This is a genomic window from Vibrio sp. PSi01 (assembly GCF_054960695.1).
Map to the genome: position 1 here is coordinate 93,940 of NZ_JBHNYN010000014.1, position 20,747 is coordinate 114,686.

Genomic DNA, 20,747 nt, shown 5'->3' on the forward strand with positions numbered 1-20,747 from the left:
CCTAAGCTAACCCAACTTCAACCAAGATCCTTTCCGCAATGCGGTCTAGAGGGAGGTCTTCAGTAGAAATGCCAGCTTTTGCTACAGCTTGAGGCATACCATATACAACACAGCTATCTTCGTCTTGTGCCCAAATTGTCGAGCCCGCAGTTTTCAACATACGCGAACCTTCTCGACCATCTGCGCCCATACCGGTCAGGATCATAGACAAGACTTTGTCGCCGTAGATCTTCGCAGCAGAACCGAAAGTCACATCCACACATGGTTTGTAGTTCATACGGTCGCCGCCATCAATAATTCTTAAGCGTGCAGACCCAGCGCGGCCATCAACCATCATCTGCTTGCCGCCAGGAGCAAGATAAGCCACTCCAGGTTTCAACACATCTCCGTCTTGCGCTTCGCGAACTTCAATCTTACACAAGGTATTCAATCGGCTGGCAAATGCAGCGGTAAAAGTTGCTGGCATATGCTGAACTAACACAATTGGGTGTGGATAGTGTGCTGGAATACGCGTCAAAATTTTCTGTAGTGCAACAGGGCCACCAGTAGACGTACCAATTGCCGTCAATTGATACTTTTTACCAGAAGCTCTGAATTTCGCTGTCGATGCAGCCACTGGTTTCACTGTCGAAGCTGCGGCTGAAATCGGTTGGCGCAATGGTGTCGAAGTTGTTGCTGGTGTAGTTGTAGCTCGTGGCGCAATAGGAGCACGGCGCATAAACGCACGTTTTGCTGCAATCTGAATCACACGTTGTTGAAGTAATGCAACAGCATCATCACGGTTACGTGCGATGTCTTCAAACTTCTTAGGTAGGAAGTCTAGAGCACCTGCGTCTAACGCATCTAACGTTGCTCTCGCTCCATCATGCGTCAACGAAGAGAACATCAAAATAGGCGTTGGAGACGCTGCCATGATTTCACGAACGGCAGTTATGCCGTCCATGACAGGCATTTCGATGTCCATCGTGATTACGTCAGGTCTTAGCTGTTTCGCTTTCTCAACCGCTTCTTTACCGTTTACTGCTACATCAATGACTTCTAGGCGAGCCTCTGAGTTGATGATCTCGCTAACGCGACGACGAAAGAAACTCGAATCATCAACGACTAATACTTTAATCGCCATATTTATCCTTAAATTAAATTCTTGACGCAGCTGCGTACTGCTTTAGCAAGTCCGGCACATCTAGAATCAATGCAATGTGTCCGTCACTTGTAATTGTCGCGCCTGCCATTCCTGGCGTGCCTTGCAGTAGTTTATCAAGTGGCTTGATCACTACTTCTTCTTGACCGATAAGCGTATCGACAACGAAACCAACACGTTGGCTACCAAGTTGTACAATAACAACATGGCCATGTCCTTTACGCAGTTCAACAATACCTGCTTTAGGTGCGAGCCAATTTTGCAAGTAGAACAACGGAATAGACTTATCACGAACGATGATAGTCAGTTGACCATCAACCACGTTTGTACGGCTTAAATCTAGGTGGAAGATCTCATTTACAGAAGCCAGCGGCAATGCAAATGGGTGACCCGCAACACCGACCATCAAAGTTGGTAGAATCGCAAGCGTCAGTGGAACCTTGATCGTGATCTTAGTGCCTTGTCCCATCTCTGAGTCGATATCAATGGAGCCGTTCAGTGTGTTGATCGCTGTTTTCACAACGTCCATACCTACACCACGACCAGAGATATCAGAGATCTGCTCTTTGCTTGAGAAGCCTGGAGCAAAGATGAGGTTGAAACACTCTTTGTTTGATAAACGAGATGCAGCATCTTCATCCATCAGACCACGTTTAACCGCGATAGCGCGAAGCTTATCTGGGTCCATGCCGCCACCGTCATCAACGATAGCCAGTTCAATGTGATCACCTTCTTGAGAGGCAGACAGTATCACTTTACCCGTTTGTGATTTACCTGCAGCAACACGATCTTCCGGCATCTCAATACCGTGGTCGACAGAGTTTCTCACTAAGTGAATCAGGGGATCAGCAAGTGCTTCCACTAAGTTCTTATCAAGATCCGTTTCTTCGCCACGCATTTCAAGAACAATGTCTTTCTTCAAGCTACGAGCAAGGTCACGGACAACTCGTGGGAAGCGACCAAATACTTTCTTGATCGGCTGCATACGAGTCTTCATTACCGCACCTTGTAGGTCTGCGGTAACAACGTCTAAGTTAGAGACAGCTTTCGCCATTTCTTCATCGTTACTATTTAAGCCAAGGCTAACAAGTCGGTTACGAACCAACACCAGCTCACCCACCATGTTCATGATGGTATCAAGTGTTGATGTGTCTACACGTACTGTAGCATCAGCTTGTTGTTTCTTCGCTGGCGCTTTAACTTCAGTTTTCGCAGGTGCTGCTTTCACAGCAACGGGTGCAGATGGCTGATGCTTAGGAGCCGCTTGTGGTGCTGGTGCGATAGGCTCGGGCTTGACTGCTGCTGGCTTCGTTGCTGCGTCCAGTTCTTCAAGAGTCGGACCATTACCTGAACCATGTAACTGATCAAGTAACTTCTCGAACTCTTCGTCAGTCATCAGATCATCGCCCTCAGACATCGCCGATACTGGTTCTGGAGAAGGTGCTGGCGGTGGCGGCGGTGTTGAACCTGCTGCTGTCGGGCTCTTACCCGCACCATGCAATTCATCTAATAACTTTTCAAATTCGTCATCAGTGATATCACCACTATCAGAAACTGGCTGAGGTGCGACTGGTGCTGGCGGTGTTGGTGCTGAAGTTGCTGTCGGCGAACCACCTTTCCCATGAAGTTCATCAAGCAAGCGCTCAAACTCATCTTCAGAGATATCATCGACCGAAGATGCGCTGATGCTTGAGCTTTCAACAACAGGCTCTGGAGCCGCTGCTATAGGTTCAGGGATAACTGGAGCTGGAGCTTCTACTGGTGTAACTTCATCGGCGGACTGTGGTTTACAGAGACGATGAAGCTCATCCAATAACGCTTGATCAGCTGGCACTAAAGGCTCCTGATCTTGCACGGCTTGAAACTGTACATTTACTGTATCTAAAGCCTGTAGCATTGTATCCATCAAACCTGAGGTTACACTGCGTTGGCCGTTTCTTAGAATGTCGAACACATTCTCAGCACCATGACAAGTATCCACCAGCTCAGTCAATGCTAGGAAACCAGCACCACCTTTTACTGTATGGAAACCACGGAAAATAGCATTTAATAGGTCTTTGTCGTCAGGGTTATTCTCAAGCTCTACCAGTTGTTCTGATAAAAGTTCAAGGATCTCTCCTGCTTCGACTAAAAAGTCCTGAAGAATATCTTCGTCTAAATCGTAGCTCATACGTTACCTTTAAAATCCAAGACTGGATAACAAATCGTCGACTTCATCTTGAGATGCAACAGCGTCTTCGCGCTCTTCTGGGTTCATAATTGGACCCTCGGGAGCAATGGACGCTTTCTTCTCTGACTCTGGAGTTGGCTCTATCTGATTCGCACCAAATACTGTGAGAATCTCGACCAAACGTCCCTCAACCTCATTCACCAAGGTAATAACTTTGCTAATTATCTGCCCAGTTAAATCTTGGAAATCCTGAGCCATCAAGATTTCAGTCAATTGTCCACGTAGTTCAGTACTATCGCCTTCTACCTGGACAAGCAATCCATCAATGCGGTGACATAAAGCTTTAAATTGTGCCAGCTCAATGCGGCCATGCATCAGTTCATTCCATTGAGGCCTTACTTGAAGTAAACACTCGTGTAGGTTGTCTGCTATTGGCATACAGCGATCGACAGCGTCCATCGTCTTATTTGCCGCAACTTCCGTTTTATCAATGACATACTGAAGGCGATCCCTAGCGTCAGGGATTTCATCATTTGCGATGACGCTAATGCGTTCATCGAAATTAAATTGAGTCAAAGAATCATGGAGGTCGCGAGTCAGACTGCCTATTTCTTGAAGCATTGGATTGTCTTGAAGATTAAAATTATCTTCATAAATGCTTCTAACAAGAGAATCAGCACCTTGCTGCTCATTGTTCTCAAGCAGCTCTACTAATTTTTTTGCTTGTTCTAATGAAATCATCCTGAGTTCGGCCTTACTCCGCATACTTTGTGCGCTTAGGCTATCGAGATAAACAGAGGACTTTTCAGTCAGTGTTTACCTAAAAGTGCCTAAAACTTATTGATGCTTATAAGCGATCAAAAATCTTATCTAGTTTCTCTTTCAGCGTTGCAGCAGTGAAAGGCTTCACAATGTAACCATTAACACCCGCTTGCGCTGCTTCAATGATCTGCTCGCGTTTCGCTTCTGCGGTGATCATAAGCACTGGAAGGTGCTTAAGTTCTGCGTCTGCGCGAATGTGCTTAAGCAGGTCAATACCTTGCATGCCTGGCATGTTCCAGTCAGTTACCACGAAATCAAATTCGCCTTTTTTCAGCATAGGTAACGCGGTCAAGCCATCATCTGCTTCTTGAGTGTTGTTGAAACCTAGGTCACGAAGTAGGTTTTTAACAATTCGGCGCATCGTTGAAAAATCATCAACAATGAGAATTTTCATGTTTTTGTTCAAATTAGCCTCCACTGAATAAAACCAGTGTTGTTAGTCGTTCTGTGTCCAAGCACTTAACTTAGTGCGTAAACGCTGCATAGATTGGCTTAGTATTTGGCTGACGCGAGATTCGCTGACACCTAACACTTCCCCAATCTCTTTTAAATTGAGTTCTTCGTCGTAATAAAGTGAAAGCACTAGGCCTTCTCTTTCCGGAAGTTGTTTTATCGAATCGATCAAAGCTTGGCGGAAGGATTCATCAGCAACCCCTTGAAAAGGCGTATTGTCTTGAGAATCTTCATTCGGAGATATTACATCATCTGAGACGCCTAAATCTTCGATCCCAACCAGTCTTGAGCAATTTATGTCAGTTAAAGCACTATGATATTGGTCTAAACTGAGTCCCATGTGCTTTGCCACTTCGGCATCACTTGGATCACGGTTTAGCGTTCCCTCTAACTCGGCTATTGCACTACTGATTTCACGATTGTTTTTATGAACCGATCTTGGCACCCAATCTCCACGTCGAATGTCATCTAACATCGCCCCGCGAATTCGGATACCTGCGTACGTTTCAAAGCTTGCGCCTTTAGTACCATCATAGTTTTGTTGCGCCTCAATCAAGCCAATCATGCCAGCTTGAATCAAGTCATCAACCAATACATTAGGCGGTAATCGCCCCAACAAGTGATGAGCGATACGTTTAACCAACACAGAGTACTTCTCAAAAAAAGCCTGTTGGCTATTGTGATTAGCATGCTGGTCGTAAGTAAGCGCTTTATTCACCAAATGGTTCCTCTACAAATTCAGTACGATTCAGCAGTCTTTCAACAAAAAATTCCAAATGCCCACTTGGGGTTTTTGGTATTGGCCAGGTCAATGCTTTATTTGCCAGTGAGCTGATTGCTAACGCAGCAGGAGAGCGAGGATACGCATCCACTACGATTTTCTGTCTCTTGACTGATTGACGTACTTTATCATCTAAAGGAATACATGCTACGAGTTCGAGGCTCACATTCAAGAAGCGCTCTGTGACCAAAGTCAACTTTGCAAATAATTCTCGACCTTCGCGGTAGCTTCTGACCATATTTGCAACAACTTTGAATCGTTGAACTTGGTGCTCTCTACTCAACAACTTGATTAAGGCATATGCATCAGTAATCGAGGTCGGTTCATCACAAACGACTACAACCACGTCTTGTGCCGCTCTTGAGAAGCTAATGACCATATCCGAAATGCCAGCAGCTGTATCAACCAACAAGATATCCATCTCGTCTTCAAGCGAACCAAAAGCTCGAATCAACCCCGCATGTTGAGCGTGTGAAAGTTCAGTCATGCTCTGTGTACCAGATGTCGCTGGAATGATTTTAATTCCATGCGGTCCTTCAACAATCGCATCTTTAAGTTCACACTCACCGGCCAGCACATGCCCTAGGTTTCGTTTAGAACGAATTCCTAGCATGATGTCTACGTTGGCAAGCCCTAAGTCGGCATCTAAAACCATGACTTTTTTGCCTTGGCGAGCCATACAAATAGCCATACCTAGCGTCACATTAGATTTACCTACACCACCTTTACCACCCGTTACCGCAATAACTTTTGTTAATGAAGGCTTGGTTAAGCGACGGAGGCCGCTAGCTTGATCATGTATCATATTTTCATTCATATTTATCCGCCGCCTAGAGCCCTTCTGAATCGCTATTCCAGTAATGAGGTTCATTCTCTGTAGATTTTTCTAATAACTCATTCGCCTTAGCAATCATGTACTTTGGCTGAGCTATAACGATATCTTCAGGAACTCGTTGACCATTTGCTATGTAAGCAACTGGTAATGCATTTTGTATTACTACACTGATGAATTCACCTAGACTTAGGGATTCATCCAGCTTAGTCATGATGCACCCCGACAACGGGATTCTTCTAAAGTGTTCAATGGTTTCTTGTAGCACTTTGCGCTGCGCAGTTGCGGGTAACACAAGGTAACTATTGATAACGGAACCACTCTCTTGCATCAATGTGTCTAACTGCTCAGATAGGCGAACATCTCGTTGTCCCATGCCTGCAGTATCGACCAGAATTAGGCGACGATTACGTAACTGATATATTACATCGGCCAACTCACTAGAATCTTTAGCAACTCTTACAGGACAACCCATAATTCGACCATAAATCGATAACTGCTCATGTGCACCTATACGATATGTGTCGGTTGTCACTAGTGCGACGTTGTCTGCGCCATACTCCATGGCGGCACGTGCAGCTAGTTTTGCAACAGTCGTTGTTTTCCCCACGCCAGTCGGGCCTAGCAAGGCCACAATACCACCGCGTTTTAAAATATCTTTTTGTGTTACCGAGATTTGATCAGCAACCAACGCTAACAAGGCTTTCCAAGCTCGTGCTGGTTTGGTGTCTTCAGGAATGTAGCAAGCCATCTGATCAGCAAGTTCAGCCGAAACACCCATACGTTCAAGGCGCTTGATAAGCATGGCTCTAAGTGGTTCACGGCGCTCAACTTCTTGCCACATTAGCCCAGATACTTGGTGCTCTAACAAACGACGAATTGAGGTCATCTCTTCGCGCATTGTTTCCATTTCAGTATCTGAACCTTTCGATTGGACCGGATCACGACCACGATCGTAACGAGTAGGATCTAAACGAGGTGCAGGGCGCTCTACTCTTCGGTCTTCGGCAATCAATTTAGACAAACCCGTTTCACGAGCAAATGCAGAATCTATATTGCTGTTACGAGGCTGTGACTGTTGGTTGCTTTGAGAACCTTGATGACCGCCCGATTGACGATTGAGTAATGCAGACAACGAATCTTCGTTTTCTGCACGGTGTTGCGGTTCTTCGTCTGCGCCATGGCTGTATTGCTTCAGCATGTTCGCGAAACGCTTAGTCATTGAACGTCCGCCTTCAGAATTCGACTGTAGGCTAACCTTGTCATCATCTAATTGACGACGACTCGCAGGTACAGCGGGCGCTGCCATCTGCGTATATTGACTTTGCGCAGGCTGCTGAGGTTTGTTTAATCTTTGGCTCGCTGTCGACGGGCTGGATTCGCCATCAATAGCAGCAACAATTTCCACGCCACCTGCGACCTTTTTGTTAGACATGATCACCGCTTCTGAGCCAAGTTCTTCTTTAACTTGGAGCAAAGCTGTTCGCATATCTTTTGCAAAAAATCGTTTAATTTTCAATTCGATCGTCCGTTCTAATTAGGCGGCTTAATTACCAACAGCTTGTACTATGCGTATCTGCTTTTCGTCTGGTATCTCTTGGTAAGACAAAACTCTCAAGCTTGGGATCGTGTTTTTCACGAACTTAGCCAAAGTTGAACGCAATACACCAGAGGTCAGCAACACCGCTGGCTCCCCTTTCAGTTCTTGCTCTTGTGTGGCATTACTAAGAGAAGTCTGTAAACGTTCGGCTAAACCAGGTTCAATACCAGCAGATTCTCCGCCGGATGCCTGCATAGTTTGATGCAAGATTTGTTCCAGCTCGGGAATTAAGGTTATAACTGGCAACTCTGGTTCTATACCATTGATTTCTTGAACAATTAGTCGTTTCAATGATATACGAACAGCCGCTGTCAAGATGTCAGGTTCTTGACTCTTACTTGAATACTCCGACAAAGTTTGGACGATGGTGCGAATGTCACGTATTGGAATAGCTTCATTCAATAGGTTCTGTAGCACTTTCACCACCACACCAAGCGGTAATTGATCCGGCACAAAACCTTCCACCAATTTAGGCGTTGTGCGGCTAAGCATTTCAAGTAGGTTCTGAACTTCTTCGTGACCAATCAGCTGCGACGCATTATTCGTTAACTGTTGACTGAGATGGGTAGCCAACACGGTTGATGAATCAACCACCGTGTAACCTAAGGCTTGCGCATGTTCACGCTGCTCTTCACGAATCCAAACCGCTTCAAGGCCAAAAGCAGGATCAATCGTCGGCTCGCCATCGATCATGCCGTAAACTTGACCCGGGTTAATCGCGAGTTCCATGTCAGGCTTAATCTCGGCTTCACCAACGGCAACTCCCATCAAGGTGATTCGGTAGCTGTTTGGTGTCAGTTCTAAGTTATCGCGAATATGAACGGCCGGGATCAAGAAACCAAAATCTTGAGACAGTTTTTTACGTACCCCTTTGACACGTTCAAGCAGTTCGCCGCCTTGATCTCTGTCTACTAGAGGAATCAAACGGTAGCCTACTTCTAAGCCAATAATATCGACAGGTTGAACGTCATCCCAAGAGAGCTCTTTCTTGGACCCCGTTTCTCCGCTTGCTTCAACGGTCGTAGGAAGATTCGGTTGTTCAGCCTTCTTTTTGTTCTTTTTATCGATGTAATAGGCAGCTGCACCTGCAATGACAGCAAGACTCAAGAATGAGAAATGCGGCATACCAGGAACGATACCCATGATGCCAAGGATACCTGCTGTGATCATCAAGGCTTTTGGATTGTCGAACATTTGGAAGACAAGCTGTTGCCCCATGTCTTCATCGGTGTTTTGGCGCGTCACCATCATCGCGGCTGCGATCGACAATAGTAGAGACGGAATTTGTGCAACCAAACCATCACCGATAGTCAGCAGCGTGTAGATCTCGATCGCTTCACCAAAACCTAAATCAAACTGAGCCATACCAATGCTCAAGCCGCCAATGATGTTGATGAATAAGATCAAAATACCAGCGATCGCATCGCCTTTAACAAACTTAGACGCACCATCCATCGAGCCATAGAAATCGGCTTCTTTGGTGACTTCAAAACGACGGGTCCGAGCCTGATCTTGGTCGATCAAACCCGCATTTAAATCGGCATCGATTGCCATCTGCTTACCCGGTAAGGCGTCCAAGGTGAAACGCGCACTTACTTCCGAGATACGGCCTGCACCTTTGGTGACAACCATGAAGTTGATAATCATCAAAATCAAGAACACCACTAAACCAACCGCATAGTTACCACCGATAACCACGTTACCGAAGGCTTCAATAACGTTACCGGCAGCATCACCGCCTTCATGACCATGGAGTAATACCACACGTGTCGAAGCAACGTTCAAGGCTAAGCGGAGTAGAGTCGCAATCAGAAGTACAGTCGGAAATGCAGCGAAGTCTAAAGGCCTGCGGGTATAAACCGAAACCAATAGCACCACCATAGACAAAGCGATGTTAAAGGTGAAAAACATATCCAACAAAAAGGCTGGAATGGGCAACACCACCATAGCAAGCGTTGCAAGTACCATAACAGGTGCACCAATCGCAGGCATGGCACGGTTAGGAATTTTAGGTAGCTTGTCCGCAAAAGGCAGGGAAAATTTCATAAATCTAGGCTGTTTCGCTATGTTGTAGCTATCTCACTAAGCGGACTGAGGCCTAGGTCTAAGCTATGTTGCTAAAGTTTATTATGATCAGGTTTATAATGATCGGACTTAGTATGTTCGGATTGATATAGCAAACACTGTACCAACATCTCACGTCAAATTATCGCCATCACATCAAAAAAGAGAGGTGTAGCTAAGTCACCATTATCACGGTTCATCAAGCTGAGCTCAAGCAATTGATCTAATGACGTAAATCAGGTGGGATCGGCATATTGGAATCTTGCAGCTTTGGCCTCTCGCCACCTTTTTTCCGGTACTGTTTAAGTTGAAATACATATGCAAGCACTTGTGCAACCGCAGTAAACAGACCGTCAGGAATTTGTTGTTCTAGCTCGGTGGTGTGATACAGCGCCCTAGCTAACGGCGGTGCTGGAATAATATAGATGTCATTTTCTCGAGCGATTTCACGGATCTTCATCGCCATGTGATCGACCCCTTTGGCGACCACAATTGGCGCTTTGTCTTGATTCTGCTTATAACGCAGAGCCACTGAAAAGTGTTCCGGGTTGGTCACAATCACATCTGCCTGAGGAACATCAGCCATCATACGTCGCTGAGCCGCTTCCCTCTGCAACATACGAATACGCCCTTTCACTTCAGGCTTACCTTCTGTGTCTTTAAACTCATCTTTCACTTCTTGCTTGGTCATCTTAAGTTGATCGGCATGTTGCCAAATCTGGAATGGGATATCTATCGCCACCACAATCAACAGAGAACAACTGATAAGCAGAATAAAATTAAGCAAGATATCCAAGGCGTGGAAGATATTCTGCGGATACACATCCATACTCAATTGCATTAAGTCATGTTGGGAAGCTTGGATAAGGTAGATAGCCATGCCTGATACCAGAGCGACCTTCAAAATAGATTTCAGCAGCTCAACCCAACTTTGTAGGCCAAACATACGCTTAATACCGCTTAAAGGGTTGAGCTTAGACGCCTTAGGCATTGCTGCTTGCATCGAAAAGTTAACACCACCGACACCCGCAGCACCAATAACAGCAGCAACGAACAAAGTTATTAAGATCAGGAACAGCGGAAACAATAGGTTTACTAATGCACCACCCGCTATTTCGAAGAGTTTATTGGTATCAAATATCTCGTCGCGGCTCAGAGAAAACAGGCGTTGCATCGCCTCGAACAATGCCTTCGCCATCGATTCGCCAAACCACATTAAGGAAATTGCACCGACTATCAGTACCGACGCTGACGCTAGCTCTTTTGACCTTGCAACCTGCCCTTTTTCTTTGGCCTGTTGCAAGCGTTTGGGCGTGGCGTCTTCTGTGCGTTCTTGACCGTCTGACTCTGCCATATCAGTCTCCTAACAATCTAGTCGGATTAGACGACATATCTGTTGCTCGCCTTGCATCCAGAATAACTCATAATGACTATACAAGCCGCCAAGGATGTACCAACAAAGTAACAAACCTACAAGTAGCGCAAATGCAAAACCCAAAGAAAATATGTTTAACTGAGGTGCTGCACGCGTCATTACACCAAAAGAGAGGTTAATCGTTAGCAACGCAATAATCCCCGATAAGGACATCGCCAATGCTGTTTTGAACATGATGCCAAGCCACAACGCCAGTTCTCTAAAATCAACAGCCGTCAAAGAACCACTGCCAATCGGCAAGGTCTTGAAGCTGAACACCACTAACTGCAGCATTTTTAAATGGCCATCGGTCACCAAGAAAAACATGGTCGCCAACAACATGAAAAGCTGACCAAGTACTGGCGTGTTTTGACCGTTTGCAGGGTCCACCATAGAGGCGAAACCCAAACTTGATTGCATACCCAAAATCTGACCGAGCATTACGAAAGTTTGAATCATGAATTGAGTGACAAACCCCATGGCAACACCAATCACGATTTGCTCAAAAACCGTCAAGAACCCTTGGAAAGACAGTAGTTCAATTTCTTTAGGGACAGCAGGAATCGCAGGCATAACAGCGAAGGTAATCGCCAAACCTAAATACAGGCGTATACGCGGCGACACAAAACGTGCCCCTGTCACCGTCATCACCATCAGCATGGCTGAGATACGAGTGTATGGCCAAAAATAATTGGCTAACCACTCTAGTACAAGGCTCGTTGGGTATTCCATGTTGGTCTAATACAGAACTTGCGGCAAGCGTTCTATGAGTTCAAAAAAGAACTCCATCATCATTTGAGTCATCCAGTGAGCAAACATCATCAACGCTAATAGCGTCACGATTAAACGCGGAAGGAAACTCAATGTTTGTTCGTTGATAGACGTCGCGGCTTGAAAAACAGCAACGACTAAACCGATCAGAAGGCTCGGAATAATAATGGCGCATACCATGATCAGTACCATCCAAAGCGCGTCTCGGAACAATTCTACGAATATTTCAGGATTCATTATTCCCCCAGCTACAAGGCAAAACTGCCGGCGAGTGTGGAGAGTATCAAGTTCCAGCCATCAACAAGGACAAACAACATCAACTTAAACGGCAACGATACAATCATCGGTGACAACATCATCATACCCATAGCCATCAATACCGAAGCCACCACCAAGTCGATAATCAAAAACGGTAGGAACAACATGAAGCCGATTTGGAACGCCGTTTTTAATTCCGATGTGATAAATGCTGGAATCAGAACCGCCATCGAAACATCTTCAGGATTGGTTACTTCCGCGCCGGAAATCTCAACAAAGGTTTCAAGATCTTTGATTCGAGTCTGTTTGAGCATGAAGGACTTGATCGGTTCTTGAGCAATATCAAATGCCTGTCGTGCCGATATCTGTTCATTAAGATAAGGCTGAACTGCTTGTTCGTTAACTTGATTAATCACTGGCGACATGATGAAGAAGGTCAAGAATATCGCGATACCAATAATGACTTGGTTAGACGGTGTTTGTTGTAGACCCATTGCCTGACGCAAAATAGACATCACCACCACAATACGAGTGAACGACGTCATCAAAATCACCATCGCAGGCAAGAAGCCAAGCATGGTCATTAAGGCTAGAATTTGCAAATTGACCGAGTAGTCTTCGCCGCCATTAGCATTGGTAGTCATGGTAAAGGCTGGAATACCGCCACCGTTGCCAGTTAAACTACCAGTCGTCATTGTTTGTGATGTGGCTTGGTCTTGCTCCATCGTACTGATGGTGACCGATTCTGAACCAGCCGTATTCGCAGGAATCACGGCGCCATCTTCAGCTTGCGCAAATACCGATACACTGAAAACGAGAGAGCAGAAGAGAATGATCTGAACCAGCAGCACTTTTACCGATCCGAAAGCTCCGGCTGGATAAAAGTAAGATGAGTTCAAAAGTCCGTTATTTGTTTGCATCTTTTTTAATTAGCTGGGAAAGCTGACTTGAAAATGTACTTTTTTCCAGCATCTCCTGAGTAAGAGGTTTATCGAGCTTAGAGATCAGCTGAATCGACTGAGTGGTAATGCCAACCAAAAACTGTTCATCTCCCGCTTGTACGATCGCAATCCGTTCTTTAGTCCCAACAGGGATTTGCCTAACAATGGCCAAACCTTGTTGGTTCGACATCGCAGGCACTTGCATTCGTTTCAATAACCAAGCAATAAATAAGATGAAGGCAATAACGAAAATTAGCGACCCAAAAGTGGTCGCTAAATCAAGAGAAGGAGGTGCGGCAAAAGCAATTGAAGGCGTAGACAACAGCCCTATTCCCAATATTCCACGAGACAAACGTTTTATTCCGCAAAACAAAACTGTCATTCCGTGAGAAAAGCCCGCCAGTATTTGAGACAAAAAGCTCATTAACGCAGCTTCTTAATTCGTTCTGTTTGGCTAATGACGTCAGTCAAGCGAATACCAAATTTGTCGTTTACTACAACCACTTCACCGTGAGCAATCAGAGTACCGTTGACCATCACATCTAGTGATTCACCAGCAATTCGGTCGAGCTCAACAACCGAGCCTTGGTTTAGTTGCAGTAGATTACGAATGCTGATCTGAGAGCGGCCAACTTCCATAGAAATCGTCACTGGGATATCCATGATGGTATCCAGTTTACGACGCTCATCTTCAGAAATAGGAGACGATGAATCGGTCAGCTCATCGAGTGGTGCCGCAAGCACGTCATCGACATCAATTGACGGTGCAGAAGGGTCTTCACCAAGTGCAGCAGCCCATTCGTCCGCTAACTTTTGATCTTCACTAGGTTCCATTACCAATTCCTATACTTTTATCTATTTTACTATTCGTTATCATCGCTATTTTCTAGTTCAGACATTAAGTCTTTACCTAGGAATGCGAGATCAGTTTTGACCACATGCGGTCTTTGAATTTTTTCAGAAATCTGTACGGCAAGCTTCTCGCCCGAACGACCCATCTTCACACGGTAAGTCGGCAATTCTTCGACAAACATCGTCGCGTGCTCAGGCATGTTCATGGGAATAACGTCACCTGGTCGCAATTCCATCAGATCACGCAATGAAATATCTTGCTCTAGCAAGTTCACGCGAAAGTTAACTGGCACATCCATGATTTCATCACGAAGGGCAGAACTCCAACGAACATCAGTTTCCATTTTGTCGGATTGAACACCCGCATCCAGCAGTTCACGAATCGGCTCAACCATGGAGTAAGGCATCACGACGTGGAAGTCACCACCACCACCATCAACTTCAATGTGGAATGAACTCACAACAATCACTTCTGTTGGGCTCACAATGTTCGCCATACTCGGGTTCACTTCAGAATCTAAGTACTCAAACTCAACCCCCATCACCGGAGACCATGCTTCTTTGTAATCTTCAAACACAATTTTCAGTAATAGCTGAATAATGCGTCTTTCAGTCGGCGTGAATTCACGACCTTCAATCTTGGCGTGAAATCGCCCATCGCCACCAAAAAAGTTTTCTACAAGAATAAATACAAGGCGTGCTTCCATAGTGATCAGCGCCGTACCTTTTAACGGACGGAAACGAACCATGTTCAAACTGGTGGGTACATACAATGTGTTCTGGTACTCACCAAACTTCATCATTTGTACGCCGTTGATCGACACTTCAGCCGTTTTACGCAACATATTAAACAAGCTAATCCGCATATGACGCGCAAATCGCTCGTTAATAAGTTCAAGGGTCGGCATTCGACCACGAACGATTCGATCTTGAGATGAGAAATCGAAATTGATCGCATTGTCATTTTCGGTTTCTAAGACATCTTCAACGTCTTCAACATCATCAACGCCATGCAATAGCGCATCAATTTCGTCTTGGCTTAATAAATCGGTCACAAATTACCTATTGAATTACGAAGTCAGTGAATAACACTTTTTCAATCACAGGCTGGCCAACAGCTTGAGCCAGACTTGCTTTAATATCTTCCGTAGCCTTATTACGCAGTTCCACGCGGCCTGTTGGTGAGCGTAATTGGTCTACCGTTGCCGAAGCGAATGTCGCTAGTAGTGTACTTTCTACCAAGGGGGAGTGGTAACGAGCCAAGTCTTCATTCTTGCTGCCCCGCACCATCAGCTGTGCTTTTATCTGCACTAGGCGATCTTTTTTATCACCTGTCACATTGAATAAGAAAGGCTGAGGAATATTAACATACATAACGGGTTCTGCAGCGACCACTGCACTGGCTGGCTGAGACTGAGACTCAGAGGCACTATCATCGGAGCCTAAGAAAAAGAACAGAGCACCACCTATTCCAAGCAGTAAAACGACTACCGCTATAATGATAATGAGGAGCTTACTCTTCCCTTTGGGTGCATCTTGTTCTTCGGCCATATTTTGCTCTAACTTCCTGTTCTTTCGATTAACTGACGTTTTTTATTAACTAAGTCTTCTTAGCCTGATATTAGGCATAATAACTAATTCCATCACGCTTTGATGCGACATTCAATTCAAGATTGCTGTTGCTATCAAGGTTTTCATCACCTTGGGCATCATTTGTGCGGTTAGAGCCGGATTGTTGCTCACCACTGTTGTAATTATCCTGACCCTGACCCGAACTCTGCTGCTGAACGGACGATTCAGCAAGCTGCATGCCTTGCTGAGCAAGCATCTCTCTCAAGCGAGGTAAGGTTTGTTCAATCACATCTCTCGCCTGTTGATTGCTTACCGTAAAATGCACGTTAGCTACATCATTATTCATCGTCATTCGGATTTTCATCTGACCCAACTCTGGTGGGTCGAGACGGATATCTAAGTTCTTAAGATTCTTAGACATCATCATTTGTACTTTTTCCGCAACCTGCTCGTTTGCTAACTCTTTGGTGAGCTGCAACGGGGCCTGTTGAGCGGCTTGAATTTCAGCTCTTGTTGGTGCTGAACCAACCGTTGCTGCCCCTTGCGTACCCGCCGCAGAAGCAATTTGCTGAGCAAAGGTCGAATCTTTAGAATCTTCTTTAGCCCCAGCTTTACCCAAGCCAGACAATGCAGTGGCACCTGCGCCTGCTTTAAGAAGCGCATCAGTAACACCCGCTTTTGTAGTGGCTGGCGTTGCATTCATCGCTAGGCTTTGTGCCGTTAAGCTAGGGTCTAAGGCTGCTTGTTGTGTTGAAGCTGCATTCCCTTGCTGAGAGGCCAATTGCTGAGCAGCAGCCTGTTGAGCTGCATGCGCATTGTTGGCATTTAGCATTGCCGCTTTATCCGCAAAGGCATTCATTGCAGATTGAGAAGTCGCCTGCGCTGATACTTGTTGTGAAGCATTCGCTACTGCCGCTGTTGCTGTTGATGCTGCCGCAGCTAAAGCTTTAGTTTCAGCCGAATCCGTCTTGTCCCAATCAATAGCGGCGGGTTCACCGGGAGTGCTGTTCACGTTCGGAGCTTGGCTTAGTAAAGCCGTTGCTTGCTGTTGAACATTGGTTAGTTGTTGATTCAATACTTCTAAGTTAGAGGTTGCTTGAGCCAGCGCAGCTTGCTCATCGACCGTCAACTTAGCGCCGTTTTGTTGCTTTCTCTCCAAACCATCGACAACAGACTGTTCTGATTCGATTTGTCCATTCAATTGATTTAGCGCTTTGGTATGGGCATCAACCTGCTTTGCCAGTTCCATATCCGCTGCTGAGAATTCTTGGCTCTGACCTGCATTAACCGCACTGACCACATTCTTTTGGCTAAGCTCTCGGCTCATACTTACTTCAATTTGTTCTGGGGTAACGCCTTTATCCATCAGCTGGCGAATTTCATCATCGGTCAGTTGAGAAACACCTTTACCACCAGTAAGTACTGCGATCTCAGAATCGACTTCTAAGCCGTTATTTGAGTTTACTGTGTTGGATTGTTTTTTCGATGATTCTGTCACTTCGGCAATAGAACTGCCCGCAACGAAAGCACTCGATACATTGCCTTGATCTTGGTCTGCATTCACTTGTAGATTAGTTTGTTGATTGACTTGTTGAGGCAAGCCTTTGCCGTTTGCAGGCTGATTCAATGTTTTGTTTGCCTTATCCAATTGACCAAGCAATTTGTTGCCTTCATTCATCGCATCACTGGCTTGCGAAGCACCTTGAGCCTGCAACTCTGCAGTTTTATCTTTGGCTTTATTGCCAGTTGAAGCAACCTCAAGTTGATTTCCTTTGGATGGAACCTGCTCTGTAGAACGAGTATCACCTGTCGGTTTCAACGAGTTCTTGTCTTTTGATTGTGGCTCTAATTCAGATGTTTGTTCAGCGCCTACTTTCTTTGTCGCCATTTCTTCAACTGACGACTTATCAGAGCCAGTTGTTACTGAAGCTTGTTTTGCTTGGGCTTCGCTAGAAGCATCTGCGCTCTTAGGTTCAGCTGAATCACCTTGAGCTTCCCCCACCGAGTCACTGTTAGCCTTGTCCTCAGGTACCCCTCCTTCAGCAGAGGTTTGTTTTTCTGTAGATTTTGAGGCGCTTTCCGCGTCTTTCACTGCCGCTTTACTGTCACTTTCTTCAAAGCCAAGCGCTTCTTTAAACGACTCCAAAAAACCTTTTGAGTCGCCGGTTTCATCTACCTTTGAAGAGGCAGAGCCGGAGTCCAACAACGATGATGTTTTGTTGGTAGCTGAATTTGAGGAAAGACTAACGTTCATATATACGAGCTCTATCTACTAGCTTTGCTGTCATAAATTAGACAACAAAAAGAAAGTCGGGTGCTTTTCATGCCTTTGCTGGGCATAACGCGCAATTTTATATAAAACCGAGCAAGAAACATGCCTATTAGTTCTGTTCTCACAATCTGAACGGTAACACCTGCGTCATTCAGGGCTTAGGATCACATCTTCTTTCGGCCATACATCAGCGTCGAGAACTCATCCATTTGCTTTTGTTCTCTTTGATCTTGCAGCTTTACCTTCTCTTTCTGTTTTTTCTCCATCAACCACTCGTAGGATTTACGCTTTTTACGTAGCTCCAACCAGTAGTTTTGGCAGTTGTCGACTTGGTTTTTAAAATGGTGCTCCGCTTCTCTTTGCTTGGAAAGCGTTTCGTCAAGCTGAGTCAAGAAGCGATTCAAGTGACCATACTGGCTCGCAGTTAAGCCAGCTTTACCACGATCGACAAGTTGCTGACAGTAATCAAGCCTGTACTTTTCGATCTGTGCAACCTGATCGTAGTAACCTTGAAGCTCCGAGTTCGCTTTGTTGAGCGCTAATACGGCTTGGTTCTCTTGATCTTTGGCTTGATCGAGTAGAAATTCTAATGCGTTATCCATGAATAACCCTTTTCACCCGCTAACCACCTAATACATGTTTCAACATATTGACACACATGTCGTATGGTACGGTTTCTTTCATCTTCTGCTGCAAGTATTCATCCAACCTTGGCTTCAAGGTAAAGGCACTATCAATAGCTGGATCGGTACCCGGCTTGTAGGCGCCAATCGATACCAAATCTTGGTTTTTACGACAAATAGACAACACTTGTCTGACTGCTTTCGACATCAAAACATGTTCTTCAGTAGTGATTTGAGGCATAACACGACTGACCGATTTCTCTACATCAATCGCAGGATAATGGCCCGCATCGGCCATCTCTCGGGACAACACAATGTGACCATCCAAAATCGCTCGCGATGCATCAGCAATCGGATCTTGCAAATCATCGCCTTCGGTTAACACGGTAAAGAAAGCAGTGATAGAGCCTTGCTCATCATTACCATTACCCGCCCTTTCCACCAGCGCAGGAAGCTTGGCAAATACAGATGGCGGATAACCTTTGGTTGCTGGCGGTTCACCCACAGACAAAGCAATTTCACGTTGTGCTTGAGCAAAACGAGTCAATGAGTCCATAAGTAACAGTACATCTAAGCCTTGGTCACGGAAATATTCCGCTACAGCCAGTGCAGTTTGGCAACCTTTCAATCGCATCAGTGGCGATGAATCCGCAGGAGCAGCGACCACCACAGATCGTTTGCGTCCATCTTCGCCAAGAATCTCTTCAATAAATTCTTTAACTTCTCGTCCACGCTCACCGATTAGACCTACCACCACCACTTGCGCGGTTGTGCCTCGAGTCATCATCCCGAGCGTGACCGACTTACCGACACCGGAACCAGCAAACAGACCAATACGCTGACCTTTTCCTACCGTAAGCAAACCGTTTATGGCCTTCAAGCCGACATCGAGCGGTTCAGAGATAGGTTTTCGAGCTAAAGGGTTGATTGGCTCAGCGTTAAATGAAGCGCGTTGTTCGGTATAAATTGGACCTAACCCATCAAGTGGGTTACCCACCCCGTCGATCACTCGGCCAAGTAATTCCATTCCGACAGGAATGCCACTTTCAGTGGTTACGGGGGTCACACGAGCGCCAGGTAATATCCCAGTGATTTGTTCACTCGGCATCAAAAATAAGTTATCTCCAGAAAAGCCAACCACTTCAGCTTCCATCTGACCAGACATCGTTTCGACTAGGCACAAACTACCGATTGGGGCTTTACAGCCAGTCGCTTCCAGCGTTAGACCCACAACACGTACCAGTTTTCCAGATGCAATCGGTCGCGACTTCAGGCCTTCAACTTTGTATTGGCTAAGACGGTTCGCTAACTCTAGCATTACTCATGCCCTTGATGACGATTTACACCGCAGAAGCTTTGAATCACGTTCTTCACACGTTCTTCCATGCGGTAGTTAACACTCGACTCACCTGCTTCGATTTGAACATCACCACGGTTAAGTGCAGGCTCCGCTACTAACGTCCAATTACGGTAATCCAATTCTGTCTCACCATAAGCAGAGCGAATAATCGCGACGTCTTCAGGGTTAAGCTTCAAGGTGATCGCATGACCCGAGATTGGTAGTGATTCTACTGATTCTTTCACGGTATCTAATATGATTTGTGGGTTGGTTTGTACTTCAACATGAACCACTTCTTTAACCATAATAAGCACCATGTCCACCAGTTGCTTCTCTACTTGAGCGTTCATTAACTCTAATGGTTGAGCAAATTGGTTCGCGAGTCCCATAAAGATGGCTACTTGCTGCTGAATGTATTCCTGACCGGCAGTGACACCTTCGAGTTTACCGGCTTCGTTGCCTTCTTCGTGTCCTGCGGCAAATCCTTCTTCTTTACCCTTTTCGTAACCTTGCTTAAAACCAGCCTCTTGTCCTTGATGAAGCCCTTCTTGATAAGCACCTTGCTTGATCAATTCAATTTGCTCTTCAGTCAGAACCAGTTCTTCATCTTCAATGGCTTCTTCGACCGTCGGCATCCAACCAGGGTCATAGTTAAAGGCGGTTTCTTTGGCTTGTTTATTCACATCAGAGGTGTAGTCAGGCAATCCCCATTTTTGAGGTTGGGCTACCGTATTATCTTCTTCGGGGCGAAGGAAGCCGCGTTTTCTATCACCTGACATATCAGTACCTATCTATGTGTGAGTCAAACTACTTCATAAATTCAAGCAGTTAAACTGAGTTAA

At 45.6% G+C, this 20,747-nt stretch carries 20 protein-coding genes; all 20 read right to left on the reverse strand.

The features are described from left to right. Window position 1: 1 nt before the first annotated feature. Complete coding sequence (locus ACFI6G_RS17045; RefSeq protein WP_010439388.1) at window positions 2–1,123, reverse strand: protein-glutamate methylesterase/protein-glutamine glutaminase; 1,122 nt, start codon at window positions 1,121–1,123, stop codon at window positions 2–4. 13 nt (window positions 1,124–1,136) lie between these two features. After that, a complete protein-coding gene (locus ACFI6G_RS17050; RefSeq protein ID WP_371964902.1) occupies window positions 1,137–3,311 on the reverse strand; it encodes a chemotaxis protein CheA in 2,175 nt (724 codons plus the stop codon). A 9-nt stretch (window positions 3,312–3,320) separates the two neighbouring features. Next, window positions 3,321–4,052: a protein phosphatase CheZ gene (locus ACFI6G_RS17055; RefSeq protein ID WP_010439383.1), complete on the reverse strand. Its 732-nt coding sequence runs from the start codon at window positions 4,050–4,052 to the stop codon at window positions 3,321–3,323. A 106-nt stretch (window positions 4,053–4,158) separates the two neighbouring features. After that, window positions 4,159–4,527: a chemotaxis response regulator CheY gene (gene cheY, locus ACFI6G_RS17060; RefSeq protein ID WP_016767062.1), complete on the reverse strand. Its 369-nt coding sequence runs from the start codon at window positions 4,525–4,527 to the stop codon at window positions 4,159–4,161. A 42-nt stretch (window positions 4,528–4,569) separates the two neighbouring features. Then, entirely contained in the window at window positions 4,570–5,304 is a 735-nt protein-coding gene (locus tag ACFI6G_RS17065; RefSeq protein ID WP_010439379.1) for an RNA polymerase sigma factor FliA, read from the reverse strand. Further along, a complete protein-coding gene (locus tag ACFI6G_RS17070) occupies window positions 5,297–6,184 on the reverse strand; it encodes a MinD/ParA family protein (protein ID WP_016767061.1) in 888 nt (295 codons plus the stop codon). Before ACFI6G_RS17070 ends, ACFI6G_RS17065 begins: the two co-directional genes overlap by 8 nt. Before the next feature lie 13 nt (window positions 6,185–6,197). Beyond that, a complete protein-coding gene (flhF, locus tag ACFI6G_RS17075) occupies window positions 6,198–7,718 on the reverse strand; it encodes a flagellar biosynthesis protein FlhF (protein ID WP_010439374.1) in 1,521 nt (506 codons plus the stop codon). Window positions 7,719–7,745: 27 nt separating this feature from the next. After that, window positions 7,746–9,845, reverse strand: coding sequence for a flagellar biosynthesis protein FlhA (gene flhA / locus ACFI6G_RS17080; RefSeq protein WP_016767060.1), 2,100 nt, complete (start codon window positions 9,843–9,845; stop codon window positions 7,746–7,748). Window positions 9,846–10,086: 241 nt separating this feature from the next. After that, on the reverse strand, window positions 10,087–11,217 hold the full coding sequence (gene flhB / locus ACFI6G_RS17085; protein ID WP_010439371.1) for a flagellar biosynthesis protein FlhB: 1,131 nt from the start codon (window positions 11,215–11,217) through the stop codon (window positions 10,087–10,089). 9 nt (window positions 11,218–11,226) lie between these two features. After that, window positions 11,227–12,009 (reverse strand): flagellar biosynthetic protein FliR, encoded by a 783-nt coding sequence (fliR, locus tag ACFI6G_RS17090; protein WP_010439369.1) that lies wholly within the window; start codon window positions 12,007–12,009, stop codon window positions 11,227–11,229. Between the two features lie 6 nt (window positions 12,010–12,015). Beyond that, window positions 12,016–12,285: a flagellar biosynthesis protein FliQ gene (gene fliQ / locus ACFI6G_RS17095; RefSeq protein WP_004736211.1), complete on the reverse strand. Its 270-nt coding sequence runs from the start codon at window positions 12,283–12,285 to the stop codon at window positions 12,016–12,018. An 11-nt stretch (window positions 12,286–12,296) separates the two neighbouring features. Further along, window positions 12,297–13,226 carry a flagellar type III secretion system pore protein FliP gene (fliP, locus tag ACFI6G_RS17100; RefSeq protein WP_010439367.1) on the reverse strand — a complete coding sequence of 310 codons (930 nt, stop codon included), beginning with the start codon at window positions 13,224–13,226 and terminating at the stop codon, window positions 12,297–12,299. Further along, on the reverse strand, window positions 13,213–13,671 hold the full coding sequence (gene fliO / locus ACFI6G_RS17105; RefSeq protein ID WP_016767058.1) for a flagellar biosynthetic protein FliO: 459 nt from the start codon (window positions 13,669–13,671) through the stop codon (window positions 13,213–13,215). The genes fliP and fliO overlap by 14 nt, the downstream gene beginning before the upstream one ends. Continuing rightward, on the reverse strand, window positions 13,671–14,081 hold the full coding sequence (fliN, locus tag ACFI6G_RS17110) for a flagellar motor switch protein FliN (protein ID WP_004739851.1): 411 nt from the start codon (window positions 14,079–14,081) through the stop codon (window positions 13,671–13,673). Before fliN ends, fliO begins: the two co-directional genes overlap by 1 nt. A 29-nt stretch (window positions 14,082–14,110) precedes the next feature. Beyond that, a complete protein-coding gene (gene fliM, locus ACFI6G_RS17115; protein ID WP_010439360.1) occupies window positions 14,111–15,154 on the reverse strand; it encodes a flagellar motor switch protein FliM in 1,044 nt (347 codons plus the stop codon). Window positions 15,155–15,161: 7 nt separating this feature from the next. Beyond that, window positions 15,162–15,650 carry a flagellar basal body-associated protein FliL gene (fliL, locus tag ACFI6G_RS17120; RefSeq protein ID WP_010439358.1) on the reverse strand — a complete coding sequence of 163 codons (489 nt, stop codon included), beginning with the start codon at window positions 15,648–15,650 and terminating at the stop codon, window positions 15,162–15,164. A gap of 70 nt (window positions 15,651–15,720) precedes the next feature. Beyond that, entirely contained in the window at window positions 15,721–17,925 is a 2,205-nt protein-coding gene (locus ACFI6G_RS17125; protein ID WP_016785778.1) for a flagellar hook-length control protein FliK, read from the reverse strand. 182 nt (window positions 17,926–18,107) lie between these two features. Further along, the gene (gene fliJ / locus ACFI6G_RS17130; RefSeq protein ID WP_010439339.1) at window positions 18,108–18,545 is read right to left on the reverse strand and encodes a flagellar export protein FliJ; all 438 of its coding nucleotides are present in this window, start codon (window positions 18,543–18,545) and stop codon (window positions 18,108–18,110) included. Between the two features lie 19 nt (window positions 18,546–18,564). Continuing rightward, window positions 18,565–19,884, reverse strand: coding sequence for a flagellar protein export ATPase FliI (gene fliI, locus ACFI6G_RS17135; RefSeq protein ID WP_010439337.1), 1,320 nt, complete (start codon window positions 19,882–19,884; stop codon window positions 18,565–18,567). Further along, on the reverse strand, window positions 19,884–20,684 hold the full coding sequence (gene fliH / locus ACFI6G_RS17140; RefSeq protein WP_016785779.1) for a flagellar assembly protein FliH: 801 nt from the start codon (window positions 20,682–20,684) through the stop codon (window positions 19,884–19,886). The genes fliI and fliH overlap by 1 nt, the downstream gene beginning before the upstream one ends. Window positions 20,685–20,747: the final 63 nt, after the last annotated feature.